Raw genomic sequence first — 24,373 nt, 5'->3', positions numbered from 1 at the left:
GACCGAGCCCAGATGACCGACCGATCCCGCGCCGCCGGCCTCTGCCTTACCGTGCTGCTCGGCGCCTGCTCGCCGGTGATCCGGGTCGAGCCGCCGGACAAGCCGATCGAGATCAACCTGAACGTCCGGGTCGAGCAGGACGTCAAGGTCCAGGTCGACCGCGAGCTGGAGAAGGTCGTCGGCAAGAATCCGGCGGAGCCGTAGGACGCCGGGATCCGTGACCCGGCTCAGACCTTGACCGGCAGCCGGAGATTTCGACCCGCAGCGGACGTCTGGCCTGCTGCGCCATGTCCTGTCTGCGGGACGAATCGGACAAGCTCCGTCGCGTCCAACTTCATATACGCAACGGTGTCTCCCGAGGACGGCAGGCCCTGACGGTAGCGGTTGAGTATCGCCTCCCGTTCGTCGATGTGCTCCTTCTTGGCCCCGGTCCGCAGCAGCGAGAACGACACTGGGACGCGGAACAGGTCCTTCGGAAATTCCCCGCCTACTCGGTCCCGGACGTATCTTTCCGGATCGGGATGGGCGGCGGAATCGCATTCCCTGAAGACTGCCAAGAGCCGGTCCCGCTGGGTCTGCGTTGCGTCATTCTTTACCAGGAGGGAATGAACGATCGTAAGGAGGAGCGGCTGTTCAATGGGGACAATGATATTGAAGGGGCGGGACGCTGAGTCGTTATCAAATATTAGATAATATTCCTTTCTTCCAAAAAAAATGACATAAATTCGGAGTGTCTAATTTCATTGATTTTTGAAAATGCCCTGCTGATTCTCACGGAAAATCGATATTCTATTTCACTTCCTGTTAGGAATTGAGATATTGGTTCGGAAGAAATATCGATTTCCAGATGAAGATGAGTTGTCATATTGAGATCTATAGTATGTTTGGCGCTATGGAAGCAAAAATTTTAATCAATATACAGTGGCTTTAGGAACTAGCTAGTCATACCTCTTCCGAATGATGTGCTCGAAAGCTTGGTTTCTACAAGTGGGTAGGGCGCTCGTCCCGGAGCATAAGTTCACCACGAGCAACCGTTCCCGGCCATGCTCGGCAAGTCGATTCACCTTCCTCCCAGGCCGATCAGGGCCGTCACCCCCAGGTCAGCGGATCGAGGCGGAGATAGAAGGCGAGCCGGCCCTCGTCCGGGGGGAGGGCGAGGATCTCGAACAGGCGGTCATGGGCGGCCTGCGCCTGCTCCGGCCCGCTCCAGGTCTCGCGCGCGTTGGCGAGGAGGAGGGTGAGGTCGACATAGCGGTCGGCAGTGCCGAGCCGCCCCAGATCGATCAGGCCGACGCAGCGCAGCGTCTCCGGGTCGACCATCAGGTTCGGCATGCAGGCGTCGCCGTGGCAGACGACGCGGTCGGCCCGCTCCTGCGCCAGGCGCCGCGGCAGCTCCGCCCGCACGCGGTCGAGCAGGGCGGAGGAGGGGACATCCCGGTCCTCCTCGGCCAGGAAGTCGGGATTGACCGCGTCGCGACCGACCACGTCCTCGGCCCGGGCGAACATCCTCGCCAGGCCGCGGTCGAAGGGGCAGTCGGCGGCGGGCAGGGCGTGCAGGGCCTTGATGCGCTCGGCGATCGACGGCCAGGCCCGGGCCAGCTCCGGCGCCGTCAGCTCGCTCGCCGGCACGCCGGGCACGGCGCTCATGACCAGGCAGGCGGCGCCGTCCGACGCGGCCCAGTCGAGCACGTCCGGCGATCCGAGGCCGGAGCCGGCGAGCCAGTCGATGCGGCGGCGCTCCCCGTCCAGGAGCGCAGCGCCGGGTCCGGTCGAGACCTTGGCGAAGGCGGCGCCGTCGCTGCGCCGGTAGACGCGGTCGCCGGATTCGCCGCGGCGGACCGGGGTCCATTCGCGCCCCGCGGGCAGGCGCGGCAGGAGGTCGTGGTCGTGCCCGCTCACGGGAAGGCACAGACCTCGCTGGTGACGCGGACGAAGCTGCGCTCGCCCTCGACCAGGCTGAAGCGGTACTCCTTGTCGCCCAGAACCATGGTCTGGAACATGGGCAGGACGCCGGTGGCGGTGGCCTGCTTGCCGTCGATGCCGCGGAAGTTGACGGTCACGGACTTGGCCGGATCGAACCAGGCCTGCGCCTTGCCGCTCTCGTCCACGGCGCCCTCGCCACGGCCGGTCACCGCGATGGTGTTGTTGGCGAAGGCGACCGAGCTGTTGGATCCTGTCGCGTTCTGGGTCGGCAGGATGAAGCGCTTGCTCTCGCCCGGCTTGCAGTCGCGCGGCGCCGAGGCCTGGTCGATGTAGAAGGCCAGACGCTGCGGGTCGAGCCCGCTCTGCAGCCGCTGTGCCACCTTGTCGGCCAACTCGCGATAGACCCCCGTCGGCACCTCGCGCTCGAACCGGGCCATCAGCTCGCGATACTGGATCTGCGCCGTCTGGGCGGCGGCCTGGAGCTGCACGCGTTCCTGCTCCAGCCGGCTCTTGTCCTGGGTCAGGCCGGCGACCTGGGATTGCAGCGTCGTGATCTGCCCGCGGTTCCGCTCGACCCCGATCTGATAGGCGAAGGCCGCCACCACGACCAGCACCGTGATCGAGAAGAAGACGCGGATGATCGCGCCCCAGACACGCCGCCGGTAGCGGCGTTCCGGATCGTAGAGACCGAGACCCATGCAACCCCATCCTGACGCTTTGACGGCGGTCCGGGCCGCCGTAGCATGGCGGTAGTTACGACAGCGGCGCCCCGGCCGCCAAGCCCGTCGCGACGGGCGCGGCAATTCGGGCGCTTCCGACTGTCGGCGAGAAAGAATTCTGTTCTGGAGGAGCGCAGCCTTGGGTTCGATCCATCACTTCATCGACGGCAAGGCCGTGCCTGGCCGCAGCGGCCGTGCCGGCGACGTGTTCAACCCGGCGACCGGCGACGTCTCGGGCCGTGTCGACTTCGCCTCGGCCGAGGAGGTCGGCGCCGCCATCGACGCCGCCCGGAAGGCGCTGCCCGCCTGGGCGGCGACGCCGACGGTGGTGCGCGCCCGCGTGATGTTCCGCTTCAAGCAGCTGATCGAGGAGAACATCGAGGAGCTGGCGCGGATCGTGACGTCGGAGCACGGCAAGGTGCTGTCCGACGCAAAGGGATCGATCCAGCGCGGGCTCGAGGTGGTGGAGTTTGCCTGCGGCATCCCGCACCTGCTGAAGGGCGAGTTCAGCGAGAATGTCGGGCGCGAGATCGACAGCTTCTCGATCCGCCAGCCGGTCGGCGTCTGCGCCGGCATCACGCCGTTCAACTTCCCGGTGATGGTGCCGATGTGGATGTTCTCCATCGCCATCGCCTGCGGCAACACCTTCGTGCTGAAGCCGTCGGAGAAGGACCCGTCCGCCGCCAACTGGCTGGCGGCCAAGCTGATCGAGGCCGGCGCCCCTCCGGGCGTGCTGAACGTGGTGCACGGCGACAAGGTCGCCGTCGACACGCTGCTGACTCATCCCGGCGTCGCGGCGGTCAGCTTCGTCGGCTCGACCGCGATCGGCGAGTACATCTATGCGACTGCGGCGGCCCACGGAAAGCGGGTGCAGGCGCTGTGCGGCGCCAAGAACCACATGGTGGTGATGCCGGATGCCGATCTCGACAAGGCGGTCGACGCGCTGATGGGCGCGGGCTACGGCTCGGCCGGCGAGCGCTGCATGGCGATTTCGGTCGCGGTCGCGGTCGGCGATGTCGGCGACAAGCTGATCGAGCGGCTGGAGCCGAAGGTGCGGGCGCTGAAGATCGGCCCGGGCACCGACCCCGAGGCCGAGATGGGGCCGCTGGTCACCAAGCAGCACTACGACAAGGTCCGCTCATACGTCGATCTCGGCGTCCAGGAGGGGGCGAAGCTGGTGGTCGACGGCCGCGGCCTGAAGCTGCAGGGCTACGAGAACGGCTATTTCCTCGGCGGCTGCCTGTTCGACCAGGTGACTCCGGAGATGAAGATCTACAAGGAGGAGATCTTCGGCCCGGTGCTGTCGGTGGTGCGGACGCCGGATTTCGCGACCGCGCTGGACCTCGTGAACAGGCACGAATACGGCAACGGCACCGCGCTCTTCACCCGCGACGGCGACGCGGCACGGACCTTCGTCAGCAACTGCAATGTCGGCATGGTCGGCGTCAACGTGCCGATCCCGGTGCCGATGGCGTTCCACAGCTTCGGCGGCTGGAAGCGCTCGGCCTTCGGCGATCTCGGGATGTACGGGCCGGACGGGGTGCGCTTCTACACCAAGCTGAAGACGGTGACCGAGCGCTGGCCCACCGGCATCAAGGGCGGAGCGGAGTTCACCATGCCGGTGATGCGGTGAACCTTCCGGTCCGTTTGGGCGAAAGCGCGTGACCTCTCCCGCGGGGCGGGAGAGGTCGGGCTCGCGCAGCGAGACCGGGTGAGGGTTGGCGCAGACCTCGACGAACGCCCTTACCCGGAGCCGCTTTGCGTCCCCGACCTCTCCCGCAAGCGGGAGAGGCAAAATGAGAACCGGGCGCCGCCTTCAGGCCGCCGCGGCCAGGGCCGGAGAGGCCTTCGCCTGCTGATGGCCCTCGGCGATGGCGCGCTCGCGGTGCTCCGGGCCCATCGACACGCCCTCGGCGCGCACGAACTGGATGTCGGTGACGCCGATGAAGCCGAGCGCGGTGCGCAGATAGGCCTCCTGATGGTCCAGCGCCTCCAGCCCCGCGGTGTAGATGCCGCCGCGCGAGGAGGCGACGATCACCTTGCGGCCGCCGGCCAGGCCGATCGGGCCCGTCTCGCCGTAGCGGAAGGTGCGGCCGGCCTGCAGCAGCCGGTCGAGCCAGGCCTTCAACTGGGTCGGGATCGTGAAGTTGTACATCGGCGCGCCGATCACCACGACGTCGGCCGACAGGAACTCTTCGACGATCTCGTCGATCAGCGCCCGCTCCTCGGCCTGGACCGGCGTCAGCTCGGCGTCCTTGCCGAACTTGATCACGGCCAGGCGTTCGGCCGAGAGATGCGCCGGCGCGTCGGCGGCGAGGTCGCGATACACCAGCTCGGCCTGCGGGTACTGCGCCCGCCATGCGTCCACGGTGGCGCGGGTGAGCTGGCGCGACACCGAGGCGTCGCCGAGCGGGCTGGAATCGATCTGCAGGATCTTCACGAGAGGACCCCTCCTGTTGCCAATGAATCGGCATTGCATTTACGGATGGAGCCAATCAGGCTGTAGCCATTGAATCTGCGATGGATCGTTCTATCCACGCGCACAATACGCCGGTGATGGCCATGCTCGACCTCAACGACCTCCGTCTCTTCGCCAAGGTGGCGCAGCTGGGCGGCTTCACCGCCGCCGGCCGGGCGCTCGGCCTGCCCAAGTCGCGGCTCAGCCGCCGCATCGCGGCGCTGGAGGAAGGGCTCGGCGTCCGGCTCTTGCAGCGCTCGACCCGCCGGCTGTCGCTGACCGATGTCGGCGAGCGCTTCCTGCGCCATTGCGAGACCATCCTGGCCGAGGCCGAGGCGGCGGAGCAGGCGGTGGCCCAGGCGCGGTCCGAGCCGAGCGGGCTGATCCGCGTCACCTGCCCGCACATCCTGGCGCAGACCATGATCGCGCCGCTGATCAACAGCTTCCTCGCCGCCCATCCGGCGGTGCGCATCTCGATGGAGCTGACCGGCCGCCGCGTCGACGTGATCGAGGAGCGGGTGGACCTCGCCTTCCGCGTGCGCAAGCCGCCGATCGAGCCGTCCGATGTGGTGGTGCGGGTGCTGGCCCAGACCCGGTCCGTGGTGGTGGCCGCGCCGGCGCTGCTGGACCGCGTCGGCCGGCCGGTGGAGCCGGTCGACCTGATCCGCCTCGGCACGCTCGACCTGCACCGCGCCGACGGCCGCCATGTCTGGACCATGGCAGACGCCGCCGGCGCCACACATTCGGTGCCGCACACGCCGCGGCTGGCCAGCGACGACATGTTCACGCTGCGCCAGGCCGCGATCGACGAGCTCGGCGCCGCGCTGCTGCCGGACTACATCTGCCGGCCGGCGGTCCAGGCCGGGCTGCTGGAGCATGTGCTGCTGGACTGGCGCGTGCCGGAGGGCGAGGTGCAGGCGGTCTTCGCCTCCCGTCGCGGCCTGGTGCCGGCGGTGCGGGCCCTGGTCGACCACGTGGTGCGCTGGGTGCCGCGGATGGTGGCGATCTGCGACAGCGAGCTGCGCGAGGAGAACCGCCTGCCGCCCTATGCGGATTCCGGCGCCAACGCCGCCGCGCTCGGCCTCGATGCGCTGTTGACGGCGCGGCCGGCGGCCCACTAGCTTCGCCGCGACGGTTCCTTCGGGATCAAAAGGGAACGCAGTGCGGGCCAAGCCCAAGGCTGCGGCTGTCCCCGCAACTGTGAGCGGCGAGTCCTCCGTCATGAAGCCACTGGGTCTCTCAGGCCCCGGGAAGGCGACGGAACGGCGACGACCCGCGAGCCAGGAGACCTGCCGTCATCCGTGGTCACGCGCGAGCACGCCGGGCGGGGTGTCCTGGTGGTTGCCGAACCGGCGGCGGCCGGGGAGACAGCGTTCGCGGTGACGTGCCACAGGCGTGTCCCCAGAGGTCTCCATGTCCGTCCCGTCCCGCTGCATCCTGACCGTCCTGGCGGCCGGCGTCTCCGTGCCCGCCGCGGCCCAGGAGCCGCCGTCCGCGCTGACCCTCGAGCCGATCGTCGTCACCGCCAACCGCGTGCCGACCCCGGCGGCGGAGGTCGGCAGCGCCGTCACCGTCATCACCCGGCAGGAGCTGGAGGACCGGCAGATCCGCCAGGTCTCCGACGTGCTGCGCACGGTGCCGGGCGTCGCCGTCAACCGCACCGGCCCGCTGGGCCAGTCGGCCCAGATCCGCATCCGCGGTTCCGAGAGCAACCAGACGCTGGTGCTGATCGACGGGGTCGAGGTCAACGACCCGTCCTCGGAGTCGGAGTTCGACTTCGCCCATCTGATGGCCGACGACATCGAGCGGATCGAGGTGCTGCGCGGGCCGCAGAGCGCGCTCTACGGATCGGACGCGATCGGCGGCGTGGTCAACATCGTCACCCGGCGCGGCGAGGGGCCGGTCGGCGGCACCGCCTCGCTGGAGGGCGGCGGCTACGGCACGGTGCGCGGCCACGCCTCGGTCAGCGGCGGTGACGACGATCTGGATGTCCTGCTCGGCGCGGCCGGCCTGCTCACGGACGGCACCTCGGCGGCCCGCCGGGGCAGCGAGGCCGACGGCACCCGCAACGGCACGGTCTATACGAAGATTGGGCTGCACCCGAGCGAGCTGGTCGATATCGACGTGATCGGCCGCTACACCCGCTTCCGCACCGATCTCGACGGCTTCGCCGGCGGCCTCGGCGCCATCGACAGCAGGGACGACGTCGACGGCTCGACCTTCCTCGGCCGCATCCAGGGCAGGCTCAAGCTGCTCGACGGGCGGTGGGAGCACGTCGTCGGCCTGTCCTATGTCGACGACAGCCGCGATTACCGCGACGGCGACGACATCGTCACCAGCAGCTATCGCGGAAAGACGACCCGCATCGACTACCAGACCAACCTGTCGCTGGACACCGAGGCGCTGCTGCCGGCCGAGCACCGCCTGACCTTCGCCGTCGACCATGAGGAGCAGCAGGCCGACAGCGACAGCGGCTTCGCCGATTTCAGCCGCCGCATCGGCTCGACCGGTCTGGTCGGGCAATACCAGCTCGGCCTGTTCGACAGCCTGTTCCTGACCGGCAGCATGCGGCACGACCTGAACGACCTGTTCCGCGACACCACCACTTGGCGCCTGACCGCGGCCTACCGGATAGACGCCACCGGGACCAAGCTGCGGGCCTCCTACGGCACCGGGGTGAAGAACCCGACGCTGTTCGAGCTGTACGGCTTCACCAACACCTACCGCGGTAACCCGAACCTGAAGCCGGAACGGGCGGAAGGCTGGGACGCCGGCTTCGACCAAGAGGTCTGGGGCGACCGGGTGGTGCTGGACGCGACCTATTTCGAGCAGCGCATCAGCGACCTGATCGTCGGCTCGGGGCAGGGCTCGGCCAACCTGCCGGGCACGGCGACCGCGCGCGGGGTGGAGCTGGGCGTGTCGGTGATCCCGATCGACGACCTGACCGTCCGCGCCGCCTACACCTACACCGACGCGCAGGACGCGACCGGGGCGGAGCTGGTGCGCCGGCCGCGGAACATCGCCAGCCTCGACATCAACTACCGGTTCCTGGACGGCGCGGCGACCGTCAATCTCGGCATCGACTACAACGGCCCGCAGAAGGACCTGGCCTTCGACGAGGCCTACAATTCGTCGCCGGCGACGCTCGACGGCTATACGCTGGTGAACCTGGCGGCGTCCTATCAGGTGAGCGACAGGGTGCAGGTCTATGGCCGGATCGACAACCTGCTGGACGAGGCCTATGAGGAGGTCTGGACCTACGGCTCGCTCCGGCGCGCCGGCTATCTCGGCATGAAGGTCAGCTTCTGATCGCGATGCTCAAGATCATCGGATGCCCCGGCCGAGAGCAAAGGTATCTCTCATGGCTGTCATTGCCGGGCTTGACCCGGCAATCCAGGAGGTCTCGACATCCTCTGGATGCCCGGGTCAAGCCCGGGCATGACAGAAAGAGGGGCCTGAGTCTCTGGTCGACGAGACTTTTCCTGGCCGCCGTGCTGGGCCTCGCGTCGCCCGCCATGGCCCGGCCGCATCGGGTCGTCTCGCTGAATCTTTGCGCCGACGCGCTGGTGCTGCGCCTGGCCGACCGCGCCGATGTGCGGGCGGTGACCTGGCTGGCCCGCGACCCGGAGAACTCGGCGGTGGCAGCCGAGGCGGCGACGGTGCCGGTCAATCACGGCATGGCGGAGGAGGTCGCGGCGCTCGACCCTGACCTGGTCGTGGTCGGGAGCTTCGCCGCGGGCGGCTCCGTGGCGCTGCTGCGCCGCCTGGGGCTGCCGATCCTGGAGATCGGAGTGCCGGAGAGCGTGGACGGCATCCGCGCCCAGATCCGCACGGTGGCGGCGGCGCTGGGCCAGGTGGAGCGCAGCGAGCGCATGATCGCGGCGATGGACGGCCGTCTCGCGGCGATCCGCAGGCCAGTCTCGCACCCGCTCGCCGTGGTGCTGCAGCCGAACGGCTTCACCGCCGGCCGCGGCTCGCTGATCGACGAGGTGCTGCGCCTCGCCGGCGTCCGCAACCTGGCCGCCGAGCGCGGCTTGGAAGGGGCCGGCGAGATCCCGCTGGAGAGCGTGGCGATGGCCGGGGTGCGGCTGCTGATCCTGAACCAGCCGGAGAACGGGGCGCCGTCCCTGGGCGAGGCGATGCTGGACCACCCGATCCTGGCGGCCCTGCCGGACCTGCGCGTGGTCCGGGTGCCCTCGCGGCTGTGGAGCTGCGCCGGCCCCGACGTGGCCGAGGCCGCCGCCCTGATCGCCGCCGCGGCCCGCGAGGCGGAGGGGGAGGGGCCGTGACTGCCGATACCGACGCCAAGCGCGGTCACGCCACGGCGCCGTCCTACCCGGTGCTGGTCGTCGGCCTTACCGTGGCGATGCTGGCCTGCCTCGCCGGGTCGGCCGTCACCGGCTATGCGCCCCTCGATCTGGTGGCCGCGACCGGGGACCTGTTGTCCGGGCGCCCGTCGCTTCCGGCGCTGGTGCTGGTCGAGCTGCGGCTGCCACGGGCGCTGCTCGGCCTCCTGGTCGGGTTCAGCCTCGGCCTCGGCGGCGCCGCGATGCAGGGGCTGCTGCGCAACCCGCTGGCCGACCCCGGGGTGATCGGCGTCTCGGCCGCGGCGGCGCTCGGCGCGGTGCTGGCGTTCTATTCCGGCCTCGCCGGCGCTTTCGCCCTGGCCCTGCCGCTCGGCGGCATCGCCGGGGCGGTGCTGGGGACCCTGCCGCTGCTGGCGTTGGCCCGGCGCGGCGCCGGCACGACGACCGTGATCCTCGCCGGCGTCGCCATCAGCGCCGCCGCCGGCGCCCTGACCGCGCTGGCGCTGAACCTGTCGCCGAACCCCTACGCGGCGCTGGAGATCGTGTTCTGGCTGATGGGATCCCTGGCCGACCGCAGCCTGGACCATGTCTGGCTGGTGCTGCCGCCGATGCTCGCCGGCTGGGCCCTGATCCTGGCCGGGGCGCGGGCGCTGGATGCGCTGACCCTGGGCGAGGACACCGCCGCCAGCCTCGGCTTCGACCTCGGCCGGCTGCGGCTGCAGCTGATCGCCGGAGCCGCTCTGGCGGTCGGCAGCGCGGTGGCGGTGACCGGCGCGATCGGCTTCGTCGGCCTCGTGGTGCCGCATCTGCTGCGCCCCCTGGTCGGGCACCGGCCGGGGCGGCTGCTGCCGGTCAGCGGCCTCGGCGGGGCCGTGCTGCTGCTGCTGGCCGATACCGGGCTGCGGCTGGTCCGGATGCAGCCGGAGCTGAAGCTCGGCGTCGTCACCGCGATCATCGGCGCGCCCTTCCTGTTCGGCCTGATCTGGCGGCTGCGGCGGAGCGCCTGATGCGGATCGACGCGACCGATCTTCACCTCGCCCTCGGCGGCCGCCCGATCCTGGCCGGGATCGACCTGGCGCTGGCGCCGGGTGAGCTGGTCGGGCTGATCGGACCGAACGGGGCCGGCAAGACCACGCTGCTGCGCGTGCTCGCCGGCCTGCAGGCGCCGGATGCGGGCGCGGTCCGCTATGACGGCCGGTCAGTGCGGCAGCTCGGTCGCGATGAGCTGGCGCGGCGCCTGGCGGTGCTGATGCAGGGCGACGAGGTGCAGTGGCCGCTCAGGGCCGACCACCTGGTCGCGCTGGGCCGGCTGCCGCATCGCCGTTTCCCGGGCGGGATGTCGGCGGCGGATCACGACGCGGTCGCGCGGGCGCTGCAGGCCGCGGATGCCGCGCATCTGCGGCTGCGCACGGTCGGCACGCTGTCGGCGGGCGAGCGGATGCGGGTGCTGTTCGCCCGGGCGCTGGCGGTCGAGGCGCCGATGCTGTTCGCGGACGAGCCGGTCGCGGCGCTGGACCCGTTCCACCAGCTGCAGATCATGGAGCTGCTGCAGGACCGTGCCCGGGCCGGCGCCGGCATCCTGGTGGTGCTGCACGACCTGGCGCTGGCCGGCCGGTTCTGCGACCGGCTGGTGCTGCTGCAGGACGGCCGCATCCTGGCCGACGGCCCGCCGCAGGCGGTGCTGACCGACGACCACCTGCGCCGCGCCTATGCGGTGGAGGTGCAGCGCGGCGAGCGTGACGGCGTCGGCTATGTCCTGCCCTGGGCCCGCATCCCGGTGTCGGACGGTCCTCGCTAGCGAATCCGCCGGTCAGGTGCCCGGGGTGCGGCTCTGCTCACTGCTGAACTTCAGCGGCACCTCGCCGAGATTCTTCAGGCTCAGCGTCACGAAGAAGGAATAGCCCTCCTTCTGGTCCTCGGCGGTCGTGAACTGGCGCTGCGCCGTGACGCCGAAGATGAAGCATTCGTCGGCATATTGCGCGCCGAGGCTGTAGCGGTAGGGCCGCATGCCCTCGATGTCGTAGGTCATGCCGGTGGACAGCGTCCAGTAGTCGGAGATCTTGGCGCTGGCGCCGGCGCCGAGCTGCTGCTGGTTGAAGCTGTTGCCCTCGGCGTCCTCGCCCTCGTCGTCGAGCAGGCTGTAGTTGACGTTGAGGTTCAGCCAGTCCGCGGGGGCGGTGCTGGCCTGGACGTATTGCCGGCGGCTGTAGAAGTTGTCCTTGTCCAGCCGGAAGCGCCAGTCGAGGTTCAGATACGGCCCCGGATGCAGGGTGACGCGGCCGACATAGTCCGAGAACTTGTCGCGAAGACCGGACGCCTCCGAGAAGTCGTCATCCTCCTGGAACCGGTAGCTCTGGCCGAAGAAGGCGGTGGCGGAGGAGCCGTCCGCCCCGTACAGGCCGTAGCGGAGGCCGTAGGAGACGTGCTCCCCGGTCTCGACCCGGTCCAGGCCGGGGAAGCGGTTCTCGCTGAACAGGTTGATCTCGTCGAACTCGATGTCGGCGCTGTCGTTGTTCGGGATGTCCTTGTTGCTGCTGTCGATCGAGGTCGAGGCGCTGAAGCTGACGATCGGCTCGATCATCTGCTGATAGGAGCCGAGCTGGCCGACGAAGGGATAGCGCGCGGTCACGTTGACCGCCGGGAACAGCCGGCCGCCGACGACATTGTCCCGGAGCCGGACCTCGCCGTCCTCCACCCCGTCCGGCACCTCGCTCGACTGATACAGGTCGCCGCGCATATAGGCGCGGGCCGACAGCACGATGCCGGCGCCGGTGTAGATCTCGCGCTGCCAGCCGAGCTGGCTGGACAGGCGGCGCGTGTCGAGGCCGCGGTCCGGGTCGCCGGTGGTGGGATTGTAGTCGCGCAGCAGGTTGATGGCGCTGGCGTTGACGAACCACTGGCCGCCGAAGACCGCGGTGTTCGGCTCGCTGACGTAGCTGGCCTGGGCCCAGGGCAGGATCGTGGGCGAGAAGCCGCGGCTGCCGATGCCGGTGCCAGGCGCGCGCAGGTCCTGCCAGTCCAGCGCCTCGACCGAGATGTAGTTCAGGCCGTAGAAGCCCTCGGCGTAGGCCCGGCTCTGCAGCACGTCGGCGCTGGAGATGTTGAAGTCGTCGAGATAGGTCCGGTCCGAGGTGCGGTTGATGTCCGCCCCGAAGCGCCAGTTCTGGTCGAAGTCGTAGCGGGCCGACCCGAAGAAGTGCCAGCGGAACTGCTGCGGCCGGAAATCCGTGGACCCGTTCTGGTTGAGCTTGAGATAGCCGCTCTGGTTGACGCTGCCTTCGAGGGTGACCAAGCCCTTGTCGAAGCGCTTGCGGTACTGGCCGCTGAACATCGGGCCGTTGTCCCGCGTGATCAGCGCGCCGAGCGTCGCGTCCTGGTCCGGCGAGATGTCGAAATAGTACTGCAGCCCGAAGAACGGCCCGACGTCGGAGGTGGAGCCGAAGGTCGGAAACAGGAAGCCGGAGCGCCGGTCGACGGACGGGTCGGGCATCGAGAAATACGGCGTGTAGAACAGCGGCACGCCGAACAGGTCGATGAAGGCGTCGTGATAGATGATGTCCTTCGACACCGCGTCGCTGGTCACCCGCACGGCGCGGATCTGCCACAGCGGCGGGCGGCTCGGATCGTCCTTGCACAAGTTGCAGGGCGAATAGACGGCGCGGTCGATGGTGGTGACCTCGCCGCGCTCGCGCACCGCGCTGTTGCCGGTCATCCGCGAATTGTCGGCCAGGATCAGCGACACCTGCTGGATGAAGCCGTCCTTCATGTCGTCGGTCAGCTCGGCATACTCGCCGAACATCACCTCGCCGCCCGGCTGCACCAGGGTGACGTTGCCGCTGGCGGCGACCACCTGGGTCTTCTGGTTGTAGGTGACCTGGTCGGCCCGCAGGATCTGGTGATTCTGGTGGATCTCGACCTTGCCGCGGGCGGTGACGAGGCCCAGCGTCTGGTCATAGATCAGCTCGTCGGCGCTGATCACCGGCGGCTGCTGCTGCCCCGCCGGCGCGGCCGGCTGGGATGGCTGCGGCGCGGCCGGTGCGGCGGACGGCGTCTGCGGCTGGCCCTGCTCCTGGGCCGAGGCGCCGATCGCCGTGAGCATGGCGACCATGGAAACGGCGCCGAGAAAGATCGATAACCGATTGATTCGCTTCACTGCCGCTTCCACGCTCCGACGCGAGCCGTCGCCCCTTGTGCCGAAAGCGAAGGGGCGAAGTCAACGCCGGTCACGGCGGTGCGAACCTAAGCGGCGGTTTCTGTGACCTCGGCGGTGCTGCGCTTGCGCTGCGGCACGGGGCGCAGCAGGAAGGCCGGGACGTGGTCTCCGAGGCCGAGCACCGGCACGTCGTCGTGGTCGTCGCGGTGCCGCCGCCGGTCCTGGTCGTCCCGACGCGGGGACTCCCGCCGCGGCCGATCGCCGCCGCGCCTTGCCTCGTCGGGGCGCGGCCGGTCCTCTGCGGGACGCGCCGCCTCGGCGCGCTCCTCGCGCCGAGACTCCGGCGCCGAGTCGCGATGCCTGTCCGCCCTGGGACGCTTGGCCGGCTCCGCCCGCTCACCGCGCCGGCGGGCCTTGCCGCGCGCCTTGATCTCGTCCTCGGACAGGAAGCCCTCGACCCCGATCTCGGGCAGCACCAGCACCGGGAGCGGCTTCTTGGTCAGGCTTTCGATCGCCTTGACGAAGCGGCCCTCCTCGGGCGTGGCGATCGTGTAGGCCTTGCCGGTCTTGCCGGCGCGGCCGGTGCGGCCGACGCGGTGGACGTAGTCGTCGGCATGGATCGGCACGTCGAAGTTGAAGACATGGCCGATGTCGCTGACGTCGATGCCGCGTGCCGCGACGTCCGAGCAGACCAGCGTCGCGATCTCGCCGCGGCGGAACCGGTCCAGCGTCTCGTTGCGCATCGACTGGACCATGTCGCCGTGCAACTGGCCGGCGTTGAAGCCGTGACTCTGCAGCGACTTGAACACCACCGAGACGTCGCGCTTGCGGTTGCAGAACACGAAGGCGCTCTTGACCTCCTCCTGCCGCAACAGGTGGCGCAGGGCCTTGCGCTTGTCCTCGGCCTCGACGATGACGAGCTTCTGCTCGACCGTCTCGGCCGTGGTCGCGGGCGGGGCCACCGAAACCTGCTTCGGGTTGCTGAGGAAGGCGTCCGACAGCCGCCGGATCTCCGGCGGCATGGTGGCGGAGAAGAACAGGGTCTGCCGCAACGGCGGCAGCAGGCCGACGATGCGCTCGATATCCGGGATGAAGCCCATGTCGAGCATGCGGTCGGCCTCGTCGATCACCAGGATCTTGACGTCGGCCAGCAGGACCTTGCCGCGCTCGAACAGGTCGAGCATGCGGCCGGGCGTGGCGATCAGCACGTCGACGCCGCGGTCCAGCTTCTTGATCTGGTCCTCGAAGCTCTCGCCGCCGATCAGAAGGGCGTAGGACAGCTTCTCGTACTTGCCGTACAGCTCGAAATTCTCGGCCACCTGGGCGGCCAGCTCGCGCGTCGGCTCCAGGATCAGCGACCGCGGCATGCGCGCCCGGGCCCGGCCGGAGGCGAGGATCTCGATCATCGGCAGGGTGAAGCCGGCGGTCTTGCCGGTGCCGGTCTGCGCGATGCCGAGAACATCGCGCCCCATCAACACGTAGGGAATGGCCTGGGCCTGGATCGGGGTCGGCGTGGTGTAGCCGACATCGTCCACGGCGCGCAGGATTTCGGGCTTCAGCCCAAGATCCGAAAAGAGCATCGTACAGGAATCTTTACTAATGGGGGCGGCCGCGCGGCCCGCCGCAGGCCCTTTAAATGGGAAAAACCCGCGTCAAGTCAATTGAAACTATCGAGACATGCGGGCATGGCTCACCTGAGCCCAGGGCCGGCCGCGCGAGTCGCGCGGCCGGCAGCAACAGATCGAAGAGGTGACGAATGCTGCTCGACCGGAACGACGGCATCCTTCTGGTGGTCGATGTGCAGGAGAAGCTGGTGCCCGCGATGCACGATTTCGCGGCGGCGCGGAAGGGGATCGAAACGCTGACCCGCAGCGCCGTGGCGCTCGACGTGCCGGTGCTGTTCGCCGAGCAGTATCCGAAGGGGCTGGGCCGAACCCTGCCGGAGCTCACGGCCCTGGCGCCGGACGCGCCGGTGGTGCCGAAGACCCGCTTCTCCGCCGTCGGCGAACCGGCGCTGCTGGACCATCTCGAAGGCATCGGCCGCCGCACCGTGGTGATCTGCGGGCTCGAGAGCCATGTCTGCGTGCTGCAGACGGCCTTCGACCTGCACGACGCCGGGTTCCGGCCTGTGGTCGCGATCGATGCCACCACGGCGCGGGCGCCGCGCAGCACCGCGGTGGCGGAGCTGCGGCTGGTGCAGGGCGGGATCGAGGTGGTGACCGCCGAGATGGTCTGCTTCGAATGGCTGGGCGAAGCGGCGACCGAGGAGTTCCGCACCGTCAGCGCCTTCCTGCGATGAGCCTGCCGGTCCTGTTCCTGCCCGGCCTCTTGTGCGATGCCGATCTGTGGACGGCGCAGCTCACCGCGTTCTCGGCCGGGCGCCCGGTGACGGTGGCCAGCCTGACCGGCGCCGACACGGTGGCGGGGCTGGCCGCGGCGGCCCTGGAAACGGCGCCGCCGCGCTTCGCCCTGGCGGCGCTGTCGATGGGCGGCTATGTCGCGCTCGAGATCATGCGCCGGGCGCCGGAGCGTGTGGCCGGCTTGGCCCTGGTCGACACCTCGGCCCGGCCGGACACGGAGGAGCAGAGCCGCCGCCGGCGCGGCCTGATCGCATTGGCCCGGACCGGCCGGTTCAAGGGCGTGACGCCGCGGCTGCTGCCGATGCTGCTGCACCCCTCGCGGCTCGAGGACCCGGTCCTGACCGGTCGGGTGATGGCGATGGCGGCGCGGATCGGCCGCGACGCTTTCCTGCGGCAGCAGACGGCGATCCTGGGGCGGCCGGACAGCCGGCCCGACCTGCCGCGCATCGGCTGCCCGACGCTGGTGGTCTGCGGCCGGCAGGATGAACTGACGCCGCTGGCGGTGTCCGAGGAGATGGTCGGGCTGATCCCCGGCGCCGAGCTGGTCGTGGTCGAGGACAGCGGCCATCTCGCGCCGATGGAGCAGCCGGAGGCGGTCAACGCCGCGCTGACGGCGTGGCTCGGGCGGCTGGCAGGGTAGCCGGCCGAGAATGGCCGAAGAGGAGTAGGCTCAATCTTTCAATCTTTATTGTCATGTCCGGGCTCGACCCGGCGATCCAGGGGCCACCCAGGGCGGCATCGACAGTCCTGGATGCCCGGATCAAGCCCGGACATGACGACCATATTGAGTCTCGAACGAACCCTCAGGGGAAATCCGGCCGGCCGAAGGGCAGCGGCGAGACATAGGGGAAGAGCTGGATGGTGAGGTGGCGGATCAGGTCGACGAATTGCGGGTCGTCCGGCCCCGTCGCCTGGTCGAGATAGCCCGCGACCGCCGACTGCTCGCGGCCGAGGATGCAGAAGGCGGCACGCACCACGATCGGCCGCTTGGCCGGCGCCGTGGTCCAGGTCTTGCGGTCGCACAGGTTGAACGGGTTGACCTCGGGCTGGGCGTTGAACACCACCGAGACGAAGTAGTTGCGGTTCTCCGTCGGCCCCGGCGTGGTGGTGAAGCGGGTGCTAGGCCCGATATAGGTGCCGGTCATGATCTCGGTCACCCGCTGGTCGAAGCCGGGCGCGCCGAAGGGGTTGCCCTGGATCACGGTGCGCAGGTCGCGGCCGTCGGCGGCGGCGAACAGCTCTCCGGTCGAATACATCATGCCGAGATCGCTGCGCACGATCCGCGGCCCGGAGCAGGCGGCCAGCGCCAGGACCGGGACCAGAGCGGCGAGGGGCAGGAGGCGGCGGAGGCGGTGCTGGGTCATGTCCGTTCTCGATGCGGCCGGTCTTGATGATACGCACACGGCGGGACGCCCGCCAATCGGCGACGCCACCGTTCTACGCTGACCGTTCGGTCCGGCTTGTGCCCAGGGTCACAGCCTGCGGCCGCACGCCTCAGATCAGATGTCGAGCTCGGTCGCCTTGTCCGCGTTCTGCTGGATGAAGCGCAGCCGCAGCTCCGGCTTGCGGCCCATCAGCTGTTCGACCAGGTCGGCGGTGCGGCGGCCATCGATCTCGTCCTCCGGATCGTCGGCCAGCTCGACCCGCAGCAGCGACCGCTTGGCCGGGTCCATGGTGGTGTCGCGCAGCTGCGCCGGCATCATCTCGCCCAGGCCCTTGAAGCGGCTGATCTCGACCTTCTTGCCGGCGAACTGGGTGGCCAGCACCTGGTCTTTGTGGGCATCGTCACGGCAATAGACCGTGGTGGTGCCGGCCTGCACCCGATACAGCGGCGGCTGCGCCAGATACAGCCGGCCGTCGGCGATCAGGCCGCGCATCTCCTTGTAGAAGAAGGTCATCAGCAGCGACGCGATATGGGCGCCGTCGACATCGGCGTCGGTCATGATGATGACCCGCTCGTAGCGCAGCTTGTCGCTGGAATACTGGCTGCGGGTGCCGCAGCCCAGCGCCAGGATCAGGTCGGCGATCTCCTGGTTGCCGGCCAGCTTGTCGGCCGAGGCGCTGGCGACGTTCAGGATCTTGCCGCGCAGCGGCAGGATCGCCTGGGTCTCGCGGTTGCGCGCCGCCTTGGCCGAGCCGCCGGCGCTGTCGCCCTCGACCAGGAAGACCTCGGTGCCTTCGGGCGCGTTGCGGCTGCAATCGGCCAGCTTGCCGGGCAGGCGGACGCGGGAGGTCGGGGTCTTGCGCCCGTTCTCCTTGGCCTGCTTGCGGCGCAGCCGCTCCTCCGCCCGGTCGGCCAGGAACTCCAGCAGCCCTTCCGCCGATTTCGGGTCGGCCGACAGCCAGTGGTCGAAATGATCCTTGATCGCGCCCTCGACCAGCTTGGCCGCCTCGGGCGACGACAGCCGGTCCTTGGTCTGGCTCTGGAACTGCGGGTTCGGGATGAAGATCGACAGCAGCACGGCGACGCCGGTCATCACGTCGTCGGCGACGATCTGGCCGGCACGCTTGTGGTTGGCCAGCTCGGCGAAGCTGCGCAGGCTGCGCAACAGGCCGCTGCGCAGGCCCTGCTCATGCGTGCCGCCCTGCGGCGTCGGGATGGTGTTGCAATAGGTGTGGACGAAGCCGTCGTCATCATCCTCGGGCCATGCCACCGCCCATTCCAGCTGGCCGCCGCCGTCCGGGAAGGTGGCGGTGCCGGCGAAGGCGGTCGGCGTGCGCATCGGCCGGTCGTTCAGCGCCGCCTTCAGATAGTCGGACAGGCCGCCCGGGAAATGCAGCACCGCCTCGTGCGGCGTGCGGTCGTCGCCGGCCACCAGCGCCGGGTCGCAGCGCCAGCGGATCTCGACGCCGCGGAACAGATAAGCCTTGGACCGCGCCATCCGGTACAGCCGGCCGGGCTGCAGCCGGGCATCGGCGCCGAAGATCTCCGGATCCGGATGGAAGCTGATGGTGGTGCCGCGCCGGTTCTGCACCGCGCCGCCGCGCTCCAGCGGGCCCTGCGGCAGGCCGCGGGAATAGCGCTGGAGATAGAGCTGACGATCCCGCGCGACCTCGATCCGCAGCTCATCCGACAGGGCGTTGACCACCGATAGGCCGACGCCGTGCAGGCCGCCCGAGGTGGCGTAGACCTTGTTCGAGAACTTGCCGCCGGAATGCAGCGTGGTGAGGATCACCTCCAGCGCCGACTTGCCGGGGTATTTCGGATGCTCGTCGACCGGGATGCCGCGGCCGTTGTCGCGGACGGTGACGAAGCCGTCGGCGTCGAGCGAGAGGTCGATCGTGTTGGCATGGCCGGCCACCGCCTCGTCCATGGCGTTGTCCAGCACCTCGGCCACCAGATGGTGCAGGGCGCGGTCGTCGGTGCCGCCGATATACATGCCGGGCCGGCGGCGCACCGGCTCCAGCCCTTCCAGGACCTCGATGTCGCTGGCGGTGTAGCGGCCGTTGGAGTTGGTGCCGGGCTCGAACAGATCTGCCATGATCCGGATTCGGGGTCGTCTCGTGGATGTGCGGGCTGCCTCCATCATATAGACACTTCCGGCCTCTGCGTAACCAAATCTAGGATTCCCTCCGTGACGACCCTGCTTTTGCCGCCCGGGATGCCGGCCCTCCGCACCATCGCCATGCCGAAGGACGCCAATCCGAACGGCGATATTTTCGGCGGCTGGCTGCTGTCGCAGATGGACCTGGCCGGCGCCGTGGTGGCGCATGAGCGGGCGCGGGGCCGCACGGCGACGGTGGCGGTGGATGCGATGAGCTTCCTGGCCCCGGTCAGGGTCGGCGATACCGTCTCCTGCTATGCCGAGCTGGCGTCGACCGGACGCAGCTCGATGAAGGTTCGGATCGAGACCTTCGTGCAGCGCCGCATCGACCACAGCGTGGTCAAGGTCACCGAAGGCGTCTTCACCTATGTCGCGATCGATGCCGACGGCAAGTCCCGGCCCCTGCCGCCGGAGCAGACGGCGATCGGGTAGGGCAGGGCTCTCACAGGCCCCAGGCGTAGCCGAACACGGCCAGGCCGTAGCAGATCCCGAACAGGAGGGTGAGGGTCACGGTCTCGCGGATGAAGGTCCAGTCGCACATGATGTTCCCTTTATGTTCTGATGAATGGATCAGAACATAGAAGGAACAAACCAGTCAAGCGGGGACGATCGTCATGGCAACCGCGCCGCCGGCCGATCGCCTGGCGGCGGCGGCAGCCGCCAGGCGATGGGGCCAGGAAGGGAAAGCCGCGCGGGCGGATCGCGGTATCCTCAACGGTCGGCGGCGAAGAGCAGGAAGGCCGGGCGCTCCCGCTCGACGGCGTATTCCGGATGCTCCGCGATCTGCTCCGCGGTCGGGCCCCATTCCTCGAGATGCGACAGGGTGAAGCCGGTGCGCAGCAGGAGGCCGACATAGCCGCCGATGGTGCGGTGCCGCTTGACCACGCCCTTGGCCAGCCAGTCGGTGACGCGCGGCCCTTCGTCGAGATAGCGGTCGACCGGCCAGACGTCGCGCCCGGCCTCGTCCCGCACCCATTTCGGGTCCGACGGGGCGGAGTAGATCGGGTGCTCGACCGAGGCCACCAGCCGGCCGCCCGGCACCAGCGCCCGGTGGACCTGGGCCAGCAGCCCTTCCAGGTTCTCGAGGTAGTGCAGCGCCAGCGAGCTGTAGGCGAGGTCGAAGGATCCGGGCGGCAGCTCCAGCCGTTCCAGATCCTCGCGGCGGTAGGTCACGGCCTCGTCGGGATCGGTGGCCCGGGCGCGCGTCAGCATGTTCTCCGAGACGTCGAGGCCCAGCACCTCGGCGGCGCCGGCCTGCCGTGCCCAGCGGCAGAACCAGCCGAAGCCGCAGCCGAGATCGAGCACGCGTCGGCCCTTGAGGTCCGGCAGCAGGGCGCGCAGGGCCGGCCATTCCGGGGCGCCGTCCAGGCCTTCGATCGACCGGCGCAGCCGGCTGTATTCGGCAAAGAAGGCGGGGTTGTCGTAGATGTTCTGCGTCATAGCCCGTAGGGCATTATCACATTCGGGACGGTTTCTCTAGGGGTTCCTAGGGAAACCGCCCTTTTCTTTTGCCAAGACCGTCCTGGATCTAGGACGACTGGGCACAACCCCCTATGACACGCAAGGAGAAACCATGCAGGACCACCCAAAGTGGGCCCGTCAGGTTGAGCTTGAGGCCGAAATGCGGAGCCTTGGGGTCGAGCGGTATCAGCGCGCCCTTGAGGATGCCCGCAAGTACGGCACGGAGAGCGAGGTAGGCGCGATGCGCCGGCTCTTGGGGGAGAAGGCTCCAGAGCTGATTGACCTTCTCAAGGAACGCTTCTACGTCAAGCGTGAGGGGCGCGCGGGACGAGGTCATGCGGCGGCGCGCTACCTCCGCATGCTGGAGCCCGAGACGGCCGCCCTGATCGCGCTCCGGGGGACGCTGGATCGCATCTCCCGGCTGCCCTCGTATCAGGTTGTCTGTTTCACCATCGGAGGCATGGTGGAGGATGAGTGCCATTTCAGGCACTTCCAGGCCCTCGAAAAGGCGCGCGTGAAGGAGGCCAGGGCATCGAAGGAGAAGACCTACGACCGCTTCATCGCGGCCCAGGAAATCGCCCTAAAGAACACCCCGAACCAGAAGCGCCGCCGGAAGCAGATCAAGGACGCCGCGAAGGCGGCCGGGGTCGATTGGGTGGACTGGGACAAGCGGACGACCATGCTTGTCGGCATGGCCCTTCTGGAAACCCTGATCGACGCCACAGGACTGGTCGAGAAGATCAAGGAGGCGGACAGCACCATCACCATCGCCGCCACCGAGGCTGTGCGGGAATGGCTGAAGGTCGAGAACAAGCGGTGTGAGGCCCTGGCCCCCTGCTACCTCCCCACGGTGATCCCGCCGAAGCCCTGGGACAACCCGTGGTCGGGCGGCTACTGGACCAACCGGGTTCGTTCCGTGCGGCTCATCAAGCGCGCCCGTAGGGAGTACCTGGAGGAGCTGGAGGGCTGCGATCTGTCCCAGGTCTACGGCGCCCTCAATGCGGCGCAGAACACCGCGTGGGCCATCAATGCGTCGGTCTACAACGTCCTGACGCAGATGATCGAGCAAGCGGAGGAGGCTGGCCCCGATCAGCCCTCCTGGTTCCCGATCCCGCGGGTGGACAAGGTCCCCGTTCCGGAGCGCCTTCACGACCTCGAAGGGATTGACCCGAAGGACCGCACCGAGGAACAGCAGGCGCGCATCAAGGCCCGGAACCACGAGGCCCGGAAGGTCCACAAGGCCAACGCCAAGTCCTATGGCAAGCTGACCGCGCTATGGCTGACCATGCGTGCCGCCGACATCATGCTTCCCGAAGGGCGCTTCTACATGCCCTACAACCTGGACTTCCGGGGGCGCATGTACGCCATTCCCACGGGTCTGTCGCCGCAGGGTGAGGACATCGGCAAGGCGCTTCTGCGCTTCGCTGATCCGCTCCCGATCATGGACCAGACGGCGGCCGACTGGTTGGCTATCCACGGTGCCGGCACCTTCGGCCAGGACAAGGTCCCGTTCGCCGAGCGCATCCAGTGGGTGAAGGACCACGAGGCGGAAATCCTGGCCAGCGCCGAAGATCCCTTCAGGTGCCGCTTCTGGGCCGAGAAGGGCGACACCAAGAGCAAGTGGCAGGCCCTGGCCTTCTGCTTCGAGTGGGCCGGCTTTAAGCGCGTTGGGTTCGGGTATCAGAGTACCCTAGCCGTGGCCCAGGACGGAACGTGCAACGGCATCCAGAACTTCTCGGCCATGCTCCTGGACGAGCAAGGCGGGGCGGCCGTTAACATGATCCCGAACGAGCGCCCGAGCGACATCTACCAGATGGTTGCGGACAAAGTTAACCAGCAGGTTGAGATTGACGCTTTCGAGGGCGAGGGTGATGACGCCTACTACGCCCGCGGATGGCGCGGCCGGGTCACCCGGTCGGTGACCAAGCGGCCGGTCATGACGCTGCCCTACGGCTCGGAGCGGTTCGGTTTCACGGACCACATCCTGGAAGACACCGTTGAGCCCTGGAAGCACGCCGCGGACCAGGGGCAGGACGCTTTCCCCTGGGAGAAGACCTTCGGGCCGGCCCAGTACATGGGCAAGCTGGTGTGGGATGCGGCCCAGGACGTGGTCCCGAAGGCCGTGGAGGCGATGGACTGGCTCCGCAAGGTTGCGCAGGCGGCATCGAAGGGCGGCCTGCCGGTTCGCTGGACGACCCCGTGCGGGCTTGTCGTTCAGCAGCTTTATCAGAAGACGAACAAACAACATGTCGAAACGACCTTTGGAGGTGCGCGCCTTCAGATGTGGGTACAAGAGCCTACCGGGGAGCTTGATCCTCGCAAGCAGGCGTCCACCCTCCCACCCAACTTCGTTCACTCCCTAGATGCTGCCCACATGCAGCGTACCGTTGTGGCGGCGGAGCGGGACGGGGTCAGGCACTTCGCCCTGATCCATGACAGCTACGGCACCCACGCCGCGAACAGTCAACGGCTCGCGGATCATCTCCGGGCGGAGTTCGTCCGGATGTACAGCGAGAAATGCGTGCTCGGGGCCTTCAAGGAGGAGATGGAAGAACAGATGGGACAGCCGGGGGCGCTCCCTCCGGTCCCTGAGAAGGGGAACCTCAATCTCCAAGACGTGCTCCACAGTCCGTTTTTCTTTGCCTAGATCGTCCCATATCTGGGACTAACTCCTTGAAAAAGCGATAAGTTTCTGCGCAACGTTCTAAACCCTACCGTTAGATCCCTGGGGGCGAACCCCAGGAAACCCCTAGGAGATCACCATCATGACCATCTCGAACGTCACCAATCCGCTGGACACCCTGGCCGCCGAGATCGCCGAGCTGAAGGCGAAGGTCGCCGAGACCATGACGGACAACCTGGAGGCCAACCGGAAGATCGGCGAGAAGCTGATTGCCGCGAAGGCCATGCTGGATCAGGCCGTGGACGAGGGCGGCAAGGTCAAGAAGGGCGCTTTCGGGGAGTGGTGCGAGGCCCAGGGCTTCGGCTTCTCCCGTCAGTGGCGCGCGCAGCTCATGTCGCTGGCCGCCAACTGGAAGGCCATCTCGAAGGCCATGGAGAAGACCGGCCCTGTCAAGAGCGTGGAGGTCGCCGTCCGGCTGGTGAAGCCGCAGCCCATCAAGAAGGATGAGCAGGACGACCTTCTGAAGCTCCTGGCCATCGCCGAGGAGGGCGGGGAAGGCGCCGAGGCGGCGACCAAGAAGCTGAACCGGGCGGCGAAGGCTCACAACACCGACCCCGAGGAGTTCCTGGACAAGCTCACGGAGATCCGCGCGAAGCGGAACGCCCCGAAGGAGAAGCCCGAGGACACCATCGCCCGCCTCACGACCCAGCTCGGTGAAATGGGTGACCGCATCGGGCGCCTGCTGGACCTTCTGGAACGGCACGGCATCAGCCCGGAGGAGGCCGAGAAGGCCGCCGCCTAGCGCACCCGTCAAGTCAACTTTA

20 protein-coding genes and 1 riboswitch are annotated in these 24,373 nt (G+C 68.6%); of the genes, 12 read left to right on the top strand and 8 right to left on the bottom strand.

Annotation, left to right across the window (positions count from 1 at the left end):
* Nucleotides 1-12: 12 nt before the first annotated feature.
* Nucleotides 13-204: a YnbE family lipoprotein gene (locus G537_RS36120; RefSeq protein ID WP_034850369.1), complete on the top strand. Its 192-nt coding sequence runs from the start codon at nt 13-15 to the stop codon at nt 202-204.
* Between the two features lie 885 nt (nt 205-1,089).
* Here the strand turns inward: G537_RS36120 and G537_RS44920 are convergent.
* Together G537_RS44920 and G537_RS44915 are read right to left on the bottom strand one after the other, a co-directional pair.
* Nucleotides 1,090-1,875 carry an APH(3'') family aminoglycoside O-phosphotransferase gene (locus G537_RS44920; RefSeq protein ID WP_026868823.1) on the bottom strand — a complete coding sequence of 262 codons (786 nt, stop codon included), beginning with the start codon at nt 1,873-1,875 and terminating at the stop codon, nt 1,090-1,092.
* A gap of 20 nt (nt 1,876-1,895) precedes the next feature.
* Entirely contained in the window at nt 1,896-2,621 is a 726-nt protein-coding gene (locus tag G537_RS44915; RefSeq protein ID WP_026868822.1) for a hypothetical protein, read from the bottom strand.
* A 160-nt stretch (nt 2,622-2,781) separates the two neighbouring features.
* Here G537_RS44915 and G537_RS0102860 point away from each other — a divergent pair, with 160 nt between their 5' ends.
* Nucleotides 2,782-4,275 (top strand): CoA-acylating methylmalonate-semialdehyde dehydrogenase, encoded by a 1,494-nt coding sequence (locus G537_RS0102860; RefSeq protein WP_026868821.1) that lies wholly within the window; start codon nt 2,782-2,784, stop codon nt 4,273-4,275.
* Between the two features lie 183 nt (nt 4,276-4,458).
* On the opposite strand, the gene G537_RS0102855 is transcribed toward G537_RS0102860, so the two are convergent.
* Nucleotides 4,459-5,082, bottom strand: coding sequence for an FMN-dependent NADH-azoreductase (locus G537_RS0102855; RefSeq protein ID WP_026868820.1), 624 nt, complete (start codon nt 5,080-5,082; stop codon nt 4,459-4,461).
* 122 nt (nt 5,083-5,204) lie between these two features.
* Between G537_RS0102855 and G537_RS36115 the strand changes: the two genes are divergently transcribed.
* The 5 genes from G537_RS36115 (at nt 5,205) to G537_RS0102830 (ending at nt 11,205) form a co-directional block, all read left to right on the top strand.
* Entirely contained in the window at nt 5,205-6,221 is a 1,017-nt protein-coding gene (locus G537_RS36115) for a LysR substrate-binding domain-containing protein (protein ID WP_081688577.1), read from the top strand.
* A riboswitch (cobalamin riboswitch) is annotated at nt 6,216-6,411 on the top strand. Its footprint overlaps the gene before it by 6 nt.
* Nucleotides 6,412-6,513: 102 nt before the next feature.
* Entirely contained in the window at nt 6,514-8,409 is a 1,896-nt protein-coding gene (locus G537_RS0102845; RefSeq protein ID WP_026868819.1) for a TonB-dependent receptor plug domain-containing protein, read from the top strand.
* A gap of 206 nt (nt 8,410-8,615) precedes the next feature.
* A complete protein-coding gene (locus G537_RS0102840) occupies nt 8,616-9,389 on the top strand; it encodes an ABC transporter substrate-binding protein (protein WP_081688576.1) in 774 nt (257 codons plus the stop codon).
* The gene (locus G537_RS0102835) at nt 9,386-10,414 is read left to right on the top strand and encodes an iron chelate uptake ABC transporter family permease subunit (protein WP_026868817.1); all 1,029 of its coding nucleotides are present in this window, start codon (nt 9,386-9,388) and stop codon (nt 10,412-10,414) included. Before G537_RS0102840 ends, G537_RS0102835 begins: the two co-directional genes overlap by 4 nt.
* Entirely contained in the window at nt 10,414-11,205 is a 792-nt protein-coding gene (locus tag G537_RS0102830; RefSeq protein WP_026868816.1) for an ABC transporter ATP-binding protein, read from the top strand. Before G537_RS0102835 ends, G537_RS0102830 begins: the two co-directional genes overlap by 1 nt.
* Nucleotides 11,206-11,217: 12 nt before the next feature.
* On the opposite strand, the gene G537_RS36110 is transcribed toward G537_RS0102830, so the two are convergent.
* Both G537_RS36110 and G537_RS0102820 read right to left on the bottom strand, forming a co-directional pair.
* Nucleotides 11,218-13,515: an LPS-assembly protein LptD gene (locus tag G537_RS36110; protein WP_051247729.1), complete on the bottom strand. Its 2,298-nt coding sequence runs from the start codon at nt 13,513-13,515 to the stop codon at nt 11,218-11,220.
* A gap of 131 nt (nt 13,516-13,646) precedes the next feature.
* Entirely contained in the window at nt 13,647-15,140 is a 1,494-nt protein-coding gene (locus G537_RS0102820; RefSeq protein ID WP_026868815.1) for a DEAD/DEAH box helicase, read from the bottom strand.
* 176 nt (nt 15,141-15,316) lie between these two features.
* On the opposite strand from G537_RS0102820, the gene G537_RS0102815 reads away from it, so the two are divergent.
* Nucleotides 15,317-15,859, top strand: coding sequence for an isochorismatase family protein (locus tag G537_RS0102815; RefSeq protein ID WP_026868814.1), 543 nt, complete (start codon nt 15,317-15,319; stop codon nt 15,857-15,859).
* Entirely contained in the window at nt 15,856-16,560 is a 705-nt protein-coding gene (locus G537_RS0102810; protein ID WP_026868813.1) for an alpha/beta fold hydrolase, read from the top strand. Before G537_RS0102815 ends, G537_RS0102810 begins: the two co-directional genes overlap by 4 nt.
* A gap of 163 nt (nt 16,561-16,723) precedes the next feature.
* Here G537_RS0102810 and G537_RS36105 read toward each other — a convergent pair whose 3' ends face one another.
* Together G537_RS36105 and parE are read right to left on the bottom strand one after the other, a co-directional pair.
* Nucleotides 16,724-17,284, bottom strand: a complete 561-nt coding sequence (locus G537_RS36105; RefSeq protein ID WP_051247727.1) for a hypothetical protein — start codon at nt 17,282-17,284, stop codon at nt 16,724-16,726.
* A gap of 135 nt (nt 17,285-17,419) precedes the next feature.
* Nucleotides 17,420-19,402 (bottom strand): DNA topoisomerase IV subunit B, encoded by a 1,983-nt coding sequence (parE, locus tag G537_RS0102800; RefSeq protein WP_026868812.1) that lies wholly within the window; start codon nt 19,400-19,402, stop codon nt 17,420-17,422.
* A gap of 120 nt (nt 19,403-19,522) precedes the next feature.
* Between parE and G537_RS0102795 the strand changes: the two genes are divergently transcribed.
* The gene (locus tag G537_RS0102795; protein ID WP_034850368.1) at nt 19,523-19,897 is read left to right on the top strand and encodes an acyl-CoA thioesterase; all 375 of its coding nucleotides are present in this window, start codon (nt 19,523-19,525) and stop codon (nt 19,895-19,897) included.
* 279 nt (nt 19,898-20,176) lie between these two features.
* Here G537_RS0102795 and G537_RS0102785 read toward each other — a convergent pair whose 3' ends face one another.
* Nucleotides 20,177-20,905: a class I SAM-dependent methyltransferase gene (locus G537_RS0102785; protein WP_026868810.1), complete on the bottom strand. Its 729-nt coding sequence runs from the start codon at nt 20,903-20,905 to the stop codon at nt 20,177-20,179.
* Between the two features lie 133 nt (nt 20,906-21,038).
* Here G537_RS0102785 and G537_RS0102780 point away from each other — a divergent pair, with 133 nt between their 5' ends.
* On the top strand, nt 21,039-23,573 hold the full coding sequence (locus G537_RS0102780; protein WP_051247725.1) for a DNA-directed RNA polymerase: 2,535 nt from the start codon (nt 21,039-21,041) through the stop codon (nt 23,571-23,573).
* Between the two features lie 118 nt (nt 23,574-23,691).
* Nucleotides 23,692-24,351 (top strand): hypothetical protein, encoded by a 660-nt coding sequence (locus G537_RS0102775; protein ID WP_026868808.1) that lies wholly within the window; start codon nt 23,692-23,694, stop codon nt 24,349-24,351.
* Nucleotides 24,352-24,373: the final 22 nt, after the last annotated feature.

It is taken from the genome of Inquilinus limosus DSM 16000, from assembly GCF_000423185.1.
GTDB classification, from domain to species: domain Bacteria; phylum Pseudomonadota; class Alphaproteobacteria; order DSM-16000; family Inquilinaceae; genus Inquilinus; species Inquilinus limosus.
The sequence above is the reverse complement of the archived record's forward strand: the minus strand, read 5'-3'. Positions and strand labels throughout refer to the sequence as shown.

Excerpts from the sequence above, each read along its gene's own strand:
- G537_RS36120 (WP_034850369.1), top strand. The coding sequence starts at position 13 with ATGACCGACCGATCCCGCGCCGCCGGCCTCTGCCTTACCGTGCTGCTC.
- G537_RS44915 (WP_026868822.1), bottom strand. The coding sequence starts at position 2,621 with ATGGGTCTCGGTCTCTACGATCCGGAACGCCGCTACCGGCGGCGTGTC.
- G537_RS36115 (WP_081688577.1), top strand. The coding sequence starts at position 5,205 with ATGCTCGACCTCAACGACCTCCGTCTCTTCGCCAAGGTGGCGCAGCTG.
- G537_RS0102845 (WP_026868819.1), top strand. The coding sequence starts at position 6,514 with ATGTCCGTCCCGTCCCGCTGCATCCTGACCGTCCTGGCGGCCGGCGTC.
- G537_RS0102840 (WP_081688576.1), top strand. The coding sequence starts at position 8,616 with ATGGCCCGGCCGCATCGGGTCGTCTCGCTGAATCTTTGCGCCGACGCG.
- G537_RS0102830 (WP_026868816.1), top strand. The coding sequence starts at position 10,414 with ATGCGGATCGACGCGACCGATCTTCACCTCGCCCTCGGCGGCCGCCCG.
- G537_RS36110 (WP_051247729.1), bottom strand. The coding sequence starts at position 13,515 with ATGGTCGCCATGCTCACGGCGATCGGCGCCTCGGCCCAGGAGCAGGGC.
- G537_RS0102820 (WP_026868815.1), bottom strand. The coding sequence starts at position 15,140 with ATGCTCTTTTCGGATCTTGGGCTGAAGCCCGAAATCCTGCGCGCCGTG.
- G537_RS0102815 (WP_026868814.1), top strand. The coding sequence starts at position 15,317 with ATGCTGCTCGACCGGAACGACGGCATCCTTCTGGTGGTCGATGTGCAG.
- G537_RS0102810 (WP_026868813.1), top strand. The coding sequence starts at position 15,856 with ATGAGCCTGCCGGTCCTGTTCCTGCCCGGCCTCTTGTGCGATGCCGAT.
- G537_RS36105 (WP_051247727.1), bottom strand. The coding sequence starts at position 17,284 with ATGACCCAGCACCGCCTCCGCCGCCTCCTGCCCCTCGCCGCTCTGGTC.
- parE (WP_026868812.1), bottom strand. The coding sequence starts at position 19,402 with ATGGCAGATCTGTTCGAGCCCGGCACCAACTCCAACGGCCGCTACACC.
- G537_RS0102795 (WP_034850368.1), top strand. The coding sequence starts at position 19,523 with ATGCCGGCCCTCCGCACCATCGCCATGCCGAAGGACGCCAATCCGAAC.
- G537_RS0102785 (WP_026868810.1), bottom strand. The coding sequence starts at position 20,905 with ATGACGCAGAACATCTACGACAACCCCGCCTTCTTTGCCGAATACAGC.
- G537_RS0102780 (WP_051247725.1), top strand. The coding sequence starts at position 21,039 with ATGCAGGACCACCCAAAGTGGGCCCGTCAGGTTGAGCTTGAGGCCGAA.
- G537_RS0102775 (WP_026868808.1), top strand. The coding sequence starts at position 23,692 with ATGACCATCTCGAACGTCACCAATCCGCTGGACACCCTGGCCGCCGAG.